General features: G+C 37.3%; 9 protein-coding genes, 1 pseudogene and 2 riboswitches. Of the genes and pseudogenes, 4 read left to right on the top strand and 6 right to left on the bottom strand.

The window, feature by feature from the left end:
- Positions 1-942 precede the first annotated feature (942 nt).
- The 3 genes from galE (at position 943) to RCG17_RS09500 (ending at position 2,823) form a co-directional block, all read left to right on the top strand.
- Positions 943-1,914: a UDP-glucose 4-epimerase GalE gene (gene galE, locus RCG17_RS09510; protein WP_308174932.1), complete on the top strand. Its 972-nt coding sequence runs from the start codon at positions 943-945 to the stop codon at positions 1,912-1,914.
- A gap of 130 nt (positions 1,915-2,044) precedes the next feature.
- A riboswitch (cyclic di-GMP riboswitch) is annotated at positions 2,045-2,129 on the top strand.
- A gap of 40 nt (positions 2,130-2,169) precedes the next feature.
- The gene (locus RCG17_RS09505) at positions 2,170-2,349 is read left to right on the top strand and encodes a hypothetical protein (protein WP_308174931.1); all 180 of its coding nucleotides are present in this window, start codon (positions 2,170-2,172) and stop codon (positions 2,347-2,349) included.
- A gap of 84 nt (positions 2,350-2,433) precedes the next feature.
- Positions 2,434-2,823, top strand: a complete 390-nt coding sequence (locus tag RCG17_RS09500; RefSeq protein WP_308174930.1) for an SMU1112c/YaeR family gloxylase I-like metalloprotein — start codon at positions 2,434-2,436, stop codon at positions 2,821-2,823.
- Here the strand turns inward: RCG17_RS09500 and RCG17_RS09495 are convergent.
- From RCG17_RS09495 to RCG17_RS09470, 6 genes are all read right to left on the bottom strand, one after another.
- Complete coding sequence (locus RCG17_RS09495) at positions 2,768-3,244, bottom strand: VanZ family protein (protein WP_308174929.1); 477 nt, start codon at positions 3,242-3,244, stop codon at positions 2,768-2,770. The two genes, RCG17_RS09500 and RCG17_RS09495, sit on opposite strands and share 56 nt — an antisense overlap.
- A gap of 101 nt (positions 3,245-3,345) precedes the next feature.
- Positions 3,346-5,022 (bottom strand): biosynthetic-type acetolactate synthase large subunit, encoded by a 1,677-nt coding sequence (gene ilvB / locus RCG17_RS09490; protein ID WP_308174928.1) that lies wholly within the window; start codon positions 5,020-5,022, stop codon positions 3,346-3,348.
- Positions 5,023-5,174: 152 nt separating this feature from the next.
- Entirely contained in the window at positions 5,175-7,016 is a 1,842-nt protein-coding gene (locus RCG17_RS09485) for a bifunctional diguanylate cyclase/phosphohydrolase (protein WP_308174927.1), read from the bottom strand.
- A 185-nt stretch (positions 7,017-7,201) separates the two neighbouring features.
- On the bottom strand, positions 7,202-7,798 hold the full coding sequence (locus tag RCG17_RS09480) for a DUF5317 domain-containing protein (RefSeq protein ID WP_308174926.1): 597 nt from the start codon (positions 7,796-7,798) through the stop codon (positions 7,202-7,204).
- Between the two features lie 283 nt (positions 7,799-8,081).
- Positions 8,082-8,167, bottom strand: a riboswitch (cyclic di-GMP riboswitch).
- Positions 8,168-8,366: 199 nt separating this feature from the next.
- Positions 8,367-9,095 carry an SGNH/GDSL hydrolase family protein gene (locus RCG17_RS09475; RefSeq protein WP_308174925.1) on the bottom strand — a complete coding sequence of 243 codons (729 nt, stop codon included), beginning with the start codon at positions 9,093-9,095 and terminating at the stop codon, positions 8,367-8,369.
- 50 nt (positions 9,096-9,145) lie between these two features.
- Positions 9,146-9,346 (bottom strand): hypothetical protein, encoded by a 201-nt coding sequence (locus RCG17_RS09470; RefSeq protein WP_308174924.1) that lies wholly within the window; start codon positions 9,344-9,346, stop codon positions 9,146-9,148.
- 280 nt (positions 9,347-9,626) lie between these two features.
- Between RCG17_RS09470 and RCG17_RS09465 the strand changes: the two are divergent.
- A pseudogene (locus RCG17_RS09465) lies at positions 9,627-11,174 on the top strand (YifB family Mg chelatase-like AAA ATPase).
- Positions 11,175-11,626: the final 452 nt, after the last annotated feature.

Here is an 11,626-nt window from a genome sequence, read left to right as displayed (position 1 = left end):
TACAAGATTATAGTTAACTAGAAAGCTTTACAGTGGTGTGAAAGGATTTATAATCTTTTTTGCTTTTTGAAACTTCTTAAATAAAAAAATAAATAAAGAAAAGTTAAAATTGCATTTCCTTACTTTTTGAAAGGGCTTACATTATTTTTCTTTTTCACGAACCTTCAATACATTTAGAACTATTATGGAATATTAATAGTTTTGATTAAAAAACCCCTTTTTCATCCCCCCTATAAAAAAAAGATTACAACTTTTCAAATTATTTGTAAATAATAATATAGTAAAATATCTATTCACAATATTTAGACATATTTAGTGAAAAATTAATTTTACTAAGCATCTAAATATTTAAACTATGAAACCCAAAATGAAAGGAGTTTCTTTTAAAACGACAAGAGAGAGAAAAAGATGAACAGAAGGATACAAACATTGGAGAGAAAGGGGGAGGTGATGAGGATAGGTCTGGAGAGCCCTTTGGAAAATCTTAGTTCAATAGAAAAGTTTTTTTCGAGGTTTATTGCCAATTTTAATATAGGTTTCCCCTTCAAAGGTTTTAAATAATTTAATACCAAAGAATTTGAGGGGGTAAAGATCTCTTTCATATGCAGTAATGGCATGTCAACCACCTCTCTAAGAATACTAGTAAACTTAGTGAATCGTACTAGCTAAACAGTGTGAACTTATTGTCTTCGATAAATTCTGACTATTTTTGATATTTTTTCATTAATGCAAAAAAAGATAGAAGCTTTATAGGCGTTTTATAACGTAAATGGTCATAGCTCTCTTTTTTTGTTGTTTTGTGGTAAAATGTGAGGGTTGATGTTTATTCTTGAACCATTCTATGCTACGTAAGCTGATTCCTCGGACAAGGGGGGAGAAGATATATTATGTAGGTATAGGTATGATTCTTTCATGTGAAATTTAACATAAGGGGAAATGAACATGATTCTTGTTGTTGGCGGTGCCGGCTATATCGGCAGTCACCTTGTGAAGGAATTAGTTAAAAAGGAAGATGTCATCGTACTTGATAATCTATCGACTGGTCATCGAGAAGCGGTTGACAGCAGGGCTATTTTTGTAAAAGGTAATTTAGGCGATGAAGAAGATCTGCAAATGATCTTTTCAAGTTATCCGATTAAGGCTGTTATGCATTTTGCGGCGAATAGTCTTGTTGGTGAATCTGTCGTCGATCCGTTAAAGTACTATCAAAACAATGTAGCTTCTACTTTGACATTATTAAAAATGATGTTGAAGCATGACGTCAAAAACTTTATTTTTTCTTCAACAGCTGCTACATATGGAATTCCAAATGTGGAAATCATTGATGAAACATGCCCAACAGCGCCGATTAATCCTTATGGTCAATCCAAATTAATGGTTGAACGTATCTTAGCGGATTTTTCCAAAGCTTACGGTTTGAATTATGTTGTTCTTCGTTATTTTAATGCGGCAGGAGCTTATCATACTGCTGAAATTGGTGAAAGCCATGATCCTGAAACACATCTAATTCCGATTGTCCTGCAGCATCTTGTTGGCAAGCGCAAAAAGGTTTCTGTGTTTGGGTCAGATTATGATACACCAGATGGTACATGCGTTCGAGATTACATTCATGTAACGGATTTAGCCAATGCTCATATCCTTGCAGTTGAAGCATTACTCTCCGAGAAAAAATCGACGGAAATCTATAATCTAGGAAATGGCCTCGGTTATTCAGTAAAAGAAGTAATTGAAACTTGTGAAAAAGTAACAGGCAGGAAGGCAACCGTTGAGATCGCGCCAAGGCGTGAAGGCGATCCAGCAAGACTTGTGGCTTCCTCTCAAAAAATCTTTTCTGAACTTGGCTGGAAAGCAGAACGGGATTTAGAAACGATTATCGCAAGTGCCTGGAAATGGCATCAGCAACAAACATACTAAATAGATAGCTCTTGTCTTTAATAAAAAGGCAAGGGCTTTTTTGCTCTATATGCAACACTATTAAAAAAATTCAGATTCCATACTTTACCTAGAAAAAATAGTCCTATATAATAGATAGACACACATAAATCGTTCGAAAAGGCAAAGCTATTGAAAAATAGTGACGCAAAACTTAAGGGGCTAATGTTACTCAACAATGCCAGCCAGTTACCGAATACGACTCCTGCGATTTATGTAACCAAAGGAGGGAAACTTGTGTTAAAGTTAAAGTTCGTGAAAGTAAGTTTTTATTGGCACCTGTTTCAGCAGCGACATCATGAATTATTACTTGAGGATTGTCTTAGTGAAGAACTGAAATCGAAATCTAAAATCAAGGCATTGTATCATCAAAGCAAGGTTCTTGAATTATTTTACAAAATGGAATGCAGTATATAAAATGTGAGTAGAAACTTATACCAATCAATCCTGGAGATTTTCCAGGGTTTTTTATTTTTAACAATAGAAAGAAGGCTATCCAAGATGAAGCTGAATAAAATTCACCATATCGCAATTATTTGTTCTGACTATGAAAAGTCGAAGGATTTTTATGTGCGAATCCTGGGACTGAATCCAATACGAGAGGTTTTTCGTCAGGAAAGAGACTCCTATAAACTAGACCTTCAGGTGAACGGAGATTATCAAATTGAATTGTTCTCGTTTCTCAATCCCCCAAAACGTCCCAGCTACCCGGAGGCAGCTGGATTAAGACACTTAGCATTTGAGGTAGATGATATTGATGCAGCCGTTGAGGATTTATTAGGGCATGGACTTGATGTTGAACCCATTCGTTTGGATCCGTTTACCGAACGAAGGTTTACCTTTTTTGCTGATCCAGATGGATTACCGATCGAGCTTTACGAACGGTCATAATGAGATAGACCATCAATACGCCTAAAGTATCGATAATCAGATCGTAAAGCCGTCCATCTCTGCCAAAAAATAGCTGAAAGAATTCGGTGAAAAAAGCAAACGTGATGGAGACAAGAATGGATTCTTTATGTTTATTTAGCAGCTGGAAAATAAGAAAATCCATGATCGCAAAACCGAAGAAATGGCCAAGCTTTACAATGATAAAATCATGATGGACTCTTGTGATATCGTAAACATAAAAAAATGACCGAAAATTCGGCGATGTGACCCAGCGAAACCCAATCGACCGAAATTCCAACATCTTATCCAAGTTGTCTGTCCATGTATTTAAAGATAAGATCAATCCCCAAAAAATAACCAAAAGGATCTTTTTTCGTTTTTGTGTTTGATTCATTTTTACGGTGGTAGGACTTTGTACCATAATTGTAACTCCCAGCAGTGTTATCGTTCTTTTCATTATAGAATAAATGAAAATTATGAACAAATTATTAACAGTGGAAGAAAAACAGCTGATGGATTCTATCAGCTGTTTTTTGAATGGGATAGAAGTAATTGATCATTACCCTGGTTCGGAGGAACAATCGGAAAGACGTTTTCTTCTTCCATTACATCAAACTCCATAATAACCGGGCCAGGCTGACTAAAGGCGGCCTCTATGATTTGCCTGGCCTCTTGCTCTGTCCGTGCTTTCAGACCAACTGCACCATAGCTTTCCGCAAGTTTCGCAAAGTTTGGCGAAGATATTTTTACAGCAGAGTAACGTTTTTGATGAAACATCTCCTGCCATTGGCGGACCATGCCGAGATAGCCATTATTCATAATTGCGATTTTGAGTGGAAGTTTGTAGGCAACTGCAGTAATGAGCTCTTGAAGATTCATTTGGAAGCTGCCGTCACCAGAAACAAGAATGACCTGTTTTGCTGGGGCCGCACTCGCTGCACCGATGGCAGCAGGTAATCCATAGCCCATTGTTCCTAGTCCTCCTGAAGTGATCAGGGTGCGAGGCCTAGTAAATTTATAATGGTTGGCGGTCCACATTTGATGCTGTCCAACATCTGTAACAACGATCGTATCATCCTCGGAAAACTGGTCAAGCAAGCGAATAACCGTTTGTGGGCTAAGGATACTGTTCGATTTTTCAAAACGGGGAACAGTTCGTTTTAGATGGGTCACCTCATTTACCCAGCTTTCCGTATTGGAGCGAATTTGTTCAAAATTTAATTGGGCTTTCATGCCACTGAGAAACTCTTTCGCATCACTCACGATTGGCAAGTCAACTTTAATAATTTTGTTAATTTCAGCTGAATCGATATCCACATGAATTTTCTTGGATTTAGGAGAAAAGCTGTTTACTTTTCCGGTTGTCCGATCGCTAAATCGTACCCCAATACTAATTAATAGATCGCATTGATGGACCGCCTTGTTGGCAGCAAATGTTCCATGCATTCCTAACATTCCTAAAAAAAGCGGGTCTGAAGCTTGAAAGGCGCCAATCCCCATCAATGAGCTGACCACTGGAATCTTTGCTTGCTGAGCAACCTCCGTTAAAAGCTCGGTTGCTTCTGAAATAATTGTTCCGCCGCCAATAAAAAATACAGGTTTATGTGCCGACTCAATATATTGTGATGCTAAATCGATCAACTTTTGCACTTTTTTCGGCTTGCTGTCTTTTCCGTGTCGGGGACCAAGACTGACAGGACGGCGTTTAATCGTATCAGGGGTAAACTCAATCAACACGGGTCCTGGCCTTCCGCTGGCAGCAATTGAAAGTGCAGGACCAATAACGGCTTCAAGTTCACTAGCATGATTAACATAAAAAACATGCTTGGTAATGGGCATAGTTACTCCAGCGGTATCAAATTCCTGAAAGGAAGGGTTGCTGGCTTTTTCAACGAGCGGTCCAGCAATGATGACAAGCGGAACAGAGTCACTGTATGCTGTTGCCATCCCTGTAATTCCGTTTGCTACTCCTGAAGCCGTTGTTAAAATAACGACTCCCGGTTTTCCAGTGACACGAGCAAATCCGTCGGCCGCATGAACGGCACCTTGTTCGTGTTTTAATTGGAATATACGGAGCTCCGACTCTACCGCACAATCCAATAGCTCCTTTTCATTGCTCCCAAATACAATTTCGACACCATGAGCAGTTAAGGTATCGAACAGCACTTTCACCTCTGACGTGTTCATTACTAATGACATATTTTCACCCAGTTTCGTCTTTTCTAACATTTTAAATTATTAGAAAAAAATCAGATGTGAAGTACGTCATACTAATGAGAAAATTCTGGTTGTTTAGAGTGGGTCCTTTTCAAAGAAAAAAGCATGCCTTCATTTGAAAGACATGCTTTACACTAGGAATGAACGGTTGTTTTCGTTACGAATTCCTCTGTATTATCTAATTTTTCAATCATCCCAATGAATGGCTCGACATATTGTGGATCAAACTGCTTGCCGGAACATGCCCGTAATTCAGCAATGGCTTCGGTAACTGTTTTCGTTTTTTTATAAGGGCGCTCTGTTGTCATCGCATCGAATGAATCTACCACGCTGAGAATCCGCGATAACTTTGGTATCGTTTTTCCCTTTAGTCCATATGGATAGCCTTTTCCATCAAAACGTTCATGATGGAGTTCAACAAGCGGAATGACTTCTTCCAGCTTTTTGTTGGTAGAGATAATTTCCTTACCCCAAGTAACATGTTTTTTCATGATATCCCATTCAACAGGATCAAGTTTCCCTTTTTTATTAAGGATATCCCGTGGGATTTCAATTTTTCCAATGTCATGAACTAGTGCTCCGAGTATAAGGGTTTTTCGTTCATGCTCGCTTAAAGCAAGCTGACGGGAAAAATCGACCGCATATTGGTACACCCTCTTACTGTGCCGATATGTATAAACATCCTTCGAAAGGAAAATTTTCAGCTGCTGTTCCACTTCATCAAGTTCTTTTTCGATCGAAAGGGATTTTTTTACCCCATAGTCTAAAAGACTGTTAAAGATCTTCACTAAGTTTTTCCCTTGATTTTTTGCCACATATAAAGCTTGGTCGGCTTTGTTCAATAGTTCGGAAATGCTGTACGTCTCTTTTTCACACTCGGCAACCCCTGCGGAAAAAGACAAACAGCCATAGGGGAGACCTTCAACCCCATTAATATAAGTATCATTTGCTTTCTTTCTTAGCTCGTCCAAAAAAGCAAATGCTTGATTTCGATTGGTATTTGGCATCATGAAAGAAAATTCTTCACCGCCATAGCGGGCAACGGTATAGTTTTTGGCTTCAGTCTCTGTTTTTAATAGATTCCCAAATTCCTGAAGCAAATGATCTCCTTGTATATGCCCATAAATATCATTATATTTTTTAAAATCATCGATATCAATAATCCCGACACAAAGTGGCTCGTCGTGGCATTTAAAGTCTGCCACTGCTTTTTCCAGAAGTTCTTTAAAGTAGCCATGATTATTCAAGCCGGTTAGAAAATCTTTGTTGGCTTTCGCATAAATCTCTTGATATTGCTCAAAATGCTGGGTAAAGGCAATGGACAGTAATAGCGCAATGCAGACAAAAAGGATCAATCCAAAGAAACCGACATTTTGTAATAGAATACTTAACACAAACGTTAACAAGAAGATATTAATATAACTGAATATAAAAGTTTTATCTTTGATTAACTCTTTAAGAAGAACATAGAGGCTTTCTCTTTCGGCCAGCAGGAAATAGATGCCAATCAAAGATGAATTGATCAAAAAGTAAACAGTTAAAGAAAGAATATAGGGAACAAGGTGGGAGGGACTAATAGAACCCGTTTTCCCGCCGAAAAAAGTAAAAACAAAACTGGAAATAACGATCATCAGGGTGTAATTCGAAAAATTAAAGATATGCTTCCACCATTTCGTCCTATAAAGGAGAATGGTATTCATAATCGAATGAATAAGTAATGCATACAATGCAAAATGGGTTCCAAATAAGAAAATGCTGGTTAAATAGATAACAGAATCCATGGAAAGACTGTTCCCATTAGGCGGAACAGGAATTAAAAAATAGTTTAAAATCAAATTTGCGACAACTAGTGCGCATAAAATAGAGATGTTGAAAGTAGTGATTGATCGAAGGTCGCTAGAAGATAAAAAGGAAAAGCTGCCAAGTACTGAAACAAAAAGGATATATAGATTGGGTGCTTTTTTTAATGATTGCATGTTCTTCATCACTCACATTTAAATTATATTAAAAAGTATAAGGAGAAGTGATAAAAAGTCATCCTCTCCCTTTTTACATTATTATACTAATCTCCATCCAGAAGTTAGTGCAATAATAACTGAACCTATAATAATAGCATTATACAATATTCCTGTTAATTTGATGCCATTAACTTTTTTTTCTCTCATTCTTTTTCACCTCCTTCCATTGATAAGGAGGAGTCTGAATTTTTTCGGGACATTGGATGGCGGAGCATTAGAAATTGAATAAATAAGAAGGCTCCGATGTTCATCACAATGTCGCCAATGCTTATGATTTGTGTCTTGGGGTACGGTTTTGTGAGCGGGATAATATCTCCTAAAAATCCAAGCTTTGATGAGCTTGTTAACACTGTGTGTTTTGCGTACAGTTCATTTTTTAGAGTATCAAAATAGCTTGGGTCTAAAACGGCCGCTGCTTTTGGAGATACCGGCATTCTCCCGCCGTTTAAGACAATTGGCAGAAAGTTAAGGAGGACGCCAAGAAAGATTAAGGGAAACCCATGATTTTTTCTGTTCAGGAATAGAAAAACCAGTCCCAATATATACACGGCAATATAAATATAACCACTAACCTGCCCAAGGATTTTAATTTTATTTTGAAAAACAAAAACGAAGATTTCAATGACGAGCAGGAGCGGGAAAATCCAACCGTATTTAAATTTAAGATATGGCAGGCTTTTTAAATTTCCTTTTCGGAAAAATCCAACAATTAAAGAGATAATGATCCCATCAAATACCATGTAGTCACCTAGATTCTTTATTTAGTATAGAACAACTTTGGGAGAATAGTAAAAAGTAATCTTAGAATAATAGCTATCATATAAACTCAAAAAAGATCCAGGTGAACACCAGGATCTTCGTTCATATGCTGCTCACTAGTACTGTTATGATTGCGGTGACCAGTGTGGTCAAAACAAAGAGAGTGGAATATAACATATACTTGTTTCTTTTTTTCTTTTTTAAAAGTTGTTCTGCTGTGTAGCCGTAATTGTTTGACATCAAAATTCCTGCTTTCCTTTTTTTGATGGCAGCTGGCTGGCTGCGCCGTTCGGCGGTGGGCCCCTGTAGCTTTGCGTCATCACTTTTCAGTGACTTTGCCTTTAAAAACCAATCTATTATTATTTTCGAATAAAAAGCTTTCTTTTTTAATAGTTCTATAGAACTATTTTTTTGAGAACGTTTTTTAAAGGCTGTGTTAATAGTCATAGTTGATTTTTTTATCCAGATGATTGGAATAGAAGGCATGTGCCGAGGAAAATCATCAGGCAAACTTAACAAAGTCTTGTAAAAAAACTAAAAAAGTGGTTGTTAATGGGCAGCCACTTTTTTGAGTTCTTTAATCATTACTATTGATATCATTTTATGCCCCTTGTCGTTGGGATGAAGGTTATCAATCGTAAACTTGGAAAGATTGTCGACTTCAAGGCCGCTTTTATGAAACAGGTCAATGACTGGAATGGAATAAAGTTTACATACTTGTTTTTCAGCATTTACATAATCATCAAGTTTAGATCCACTCGAATTTGCATTTGGATAAACGACTTGATTCTTAAAAACACCTCGCTTGAGTGGTGTAAAAAAAACTACTGTCGTCTTCTCTTGTTTATTGGCGATAATTTTCTCAATGACATTTTTCAGATTGGCATAAAAGGTATCTTGATTTTTTTCGTCCTTGATCGTGCCAAGAATCTTGTTGCTTCCATAATCATTGGTTCCGCCAAAAACGGTAATTAAATCAATATTTTTTAACCTTTCAGCTGTGAGGTTGTCTGCCATTGGTTTGATCGGCCGACCAGGGACTGCGTCTGTTTGAACCGACTTTATTTTCAAGGCGCTTTGGACAAGGGGCTGATATTTATTAGCATAGGTGATGCTATCGCCAATCGCAAGCCAGTTTTTATTTTTCCACATCGTGTCTGCTTGCTCTTTTTGGGCAGATGCCATGTTCATTCTAATTTTTTCCTGATAGTTGAAACGTCCAAACATCAATATAAAGATGGAAAAAATACATAGTAGTATAACGGCAAAGTACTTCATTTTGTTCCCCCAAAGAATTATTCCCTATATAGTATCCCATAAATTTTAGTTTATAAAAAAAGAAGGTACCTGCCAAGGCTCCGCCAAGCAATGAAGGTTAAAAGTACAAGGGCAATCATCGTAATAATCCATGCCCGCTCGAATAGATTATAGCCCTTTTTTTGAACAAACCATTCACCTAACAAAATGAATATGTAAAAGAGGGCAAATGCCTTCAAGAGGTTAAACAATAACAGGCTGAGTCCGCCCATTGGAAGCCTCCTCAAATAGTATTCTAAAGGTAACAAGAATGAGGATCTCGTTACCATGAACAGCCATAACCAGTCTTAATGGTAACAAGATTGAAAAAGTCGTGACCATGAGTATCCAAAACTAAATCTGAAGGTAACAAGAATTGGGGAATCTCGTTATCAGGAGCAATCATGACCATTATAGATTTATTCTCTAGTCCAAAATTAATTGACAGACTTTTTAAAAAATCTTATAATTATAAACAAGAACAAATGTTCTTTATTCAAGGAAGAAGGTGTTATGATGTCTGCAAAGGTAACAAGTATAGGACTCAAGGGTCTTGAAGGTTACAAGGTAACAGTTGAAGTACAAGCTGTTCCTGGGTTAAATTCTATTGTCATTGTTGGCCTCCCAGATACCTCTGTAAAAGAATCCAAGCAACGGATAACTGCAGCGTTTCATTCACTTAATGTTTTCCTCCATCAGCAGAAGATCATTATTAACCTCTCGCCGCCTGAACAATAGAAAAATGGCCCCATGTTTGATTTACCAATTGCTATTGGCATTCTCTCTTGTCTTCAAGAAATTACAATGAATATTCCCGAGTCTACCGGTTTTATCGGTGCGCTATCTTTAGATGGTAGTATTCAGCCGGTGGATGGAATGCTTGCTGCAGTTTTAGCAGCGAAACAAATTGGGGTGAAAAGAATATTCCTGCCATTTACTGAGAATCTCCTTGGTTTGGAAATTGAAAATTTAGAGTTAATATTTGTTAACCATTTGCAGCAAGTTATAGACAACTTGGCAGGAATAAGGTCTATTCCACTAAATGTAACCCGAGCGGTAGAAGAGGAACCTATCTATTTTTATCCGGATTTTCAGAATATCATTGGCCATTCCTTTGCTAAATATGCTTTAACAGTAGCGACGGCAGGGGAACATCACGTGTTCATGTCTGGGCCGCCCGGTTGCGGAAAAAGCCTGCTGGCTGAAAGTTTTCCATCTATTCTACCTTCATTAACAAAAGAAGCCCGTCTTGAAATGATGAGTATTTATCAATTAAGCGGTATAACGAACCCATACCCCATGATTCCGCCTTATCGTAATCCCCATCATTCTTCATCTGGAGTATCCATCATTGGCGGGGGACAAAACCCGAAACCTGGTGAAATTTCCCTTGCCCATCGTGGAATCCTGTTTTTAGATGAATTAGCTGAATTCCCGAAAAAAACAATTGAAATGCTTAGGCAACCATTAGAAGCAGGCACAATTTCCATCAGCAGAGCCCGTACCACAGTAACCTATCCATGCTCATTTATCCTTATTGGTGCAATGAATCCATGCCCATGTGGATATTATGGATCCCCAAATCACTATTGTACCTGTTCAACAAAGCAAATTAATGCCTATCAAAATCGAATATCAGGTCCGATGCGAGATCGTTTTGATATTTTTCTTTCATTAAAACCTTTAAATCTCAATAATGCTATGGAGAATCAAAGAGAATCATCAGAGGAAATTCGCCAGCGAGTAGCCGATGCAAGGAAAAGGCAAAGCCAGCGTTATAGTAAAGTAATCACGAATAGCAGAGTTGCTTATGAAACACTTTCCCAGACAAGCCCACTTACACAGTCGCAACAACGTTTTCTGCAAAAATTAGCGTACAAGTATGGATGGAGCAATCGTGCCCAGTTAAAAATTTATCGCCTTGCTCGCACCATAGCTGATCTCGAGCAAAAACAAGAGATTACTGAACAGCATCTTTGGGAAGCTCTAAAGCTGCATAGTCTATCAGCAGCAAAAAGTGATCAAAAAGCTTCAGGTGTGACTATGCCATTAGGTACCTAATAAAGAAAGCCAATCAGCAAAAGCTGATCAGCTTCTTAAATCTTTTTTATTCACTTATTTTCTATTTCGAATAGAAAATAAGATTCCACCAAGTGCAACTATTTGCGGGGGATGTATATCAATGTGAACATTCCTAACCGTTTTTTTTGTCTGTGCTACTATCCTTGTTTTGTAGAATTTTGAAGGGTTTTGTAAAAATTTCCTAGGAAATTACTAGGTGAAAGGACATAGCAATTGGTATTTTTTGTATCCATTTTTATAGTTCTTTTGCCTTGAAATAATGAATATATTAAAAAGAAAATAATCTGTAGGAAAAGGATTTATCTTGGATTATTATTTTAATATACAAATATCACCAATATTTTAATAAGTTGTCCTTGTACATTTTTTTTCAGTATGAAATAATAAACGATACAGTGCCATTTACTTTGCTTAAAATGGAACCTTCGGTT

The organism is Neobacillus sp. PS3-12 (assembly GCF_030915385.1).
In the GTDB taxonomy this organism is placed as follows: Bacteria; Bacillota; Bacilli; order Bacillales; family Cytobacillaceae; genus JAEVLT01.
Note: the sequence above shows the minus strand (reverse complement) of the source record. Positions and strands in the feature narration are given on the sequence as shown.

Coding starts and splice junctions, on each gene's coding strand:
- galE (WP_308174932.1), top strand. CDS start 943: ATGATTCTTGTTGTTGGCGGTGCCGGCTATATCGGCAGTCACCTTGTG.
- RCG17_RS09485 (WP_308174927.1), bottom strand. CDS start 7,016: ATGCAATCATTAAAAAAAGCACCCAATCTATATATCCTTTTTGTTTCA.
- RCG17_RS09475 (WP_308174925.1), bottom strand. CDS start 9,095: ATGAAGTACTTTGCCGTTATACTACTATGTATTTTTTCCATCTTTATA.
- RCG17_RS09495 (WP_308174929.1), bottom strand. CDS start 3,244: ATGGTACAAAGTCCTACCACCGTAAAAATGAATCAAACACAAAAACGA.
- ilvB (WP_308174928.1), bottom strand. CDS start 5,022: ATGTCATTAGTAATGAACACGTCAGAGGTGAAAGTGCTGTTCGATACC.
- RCG17_RS09470 (WP_308174924.1), bottom strand. CDS start 9,346: ATGGGCGGACTCAGCCTGTTATTGTTTAACCTCTTGAAGGCATTTGCC.
- RCG17_RS09500 (WP_308174930.1), top strand. CDS start 2,434: ATGAAGCTGAATAAAATTCACCATATCGCAATTATTTGTTCTGACTAT.
- RCG17_RS09480 (WP_308174926.1), bottom strand. CDS start 7,798: ATGGTATTTGATGGGATCATTATCTCTTTAATTGTTGGATTTTTCCGA.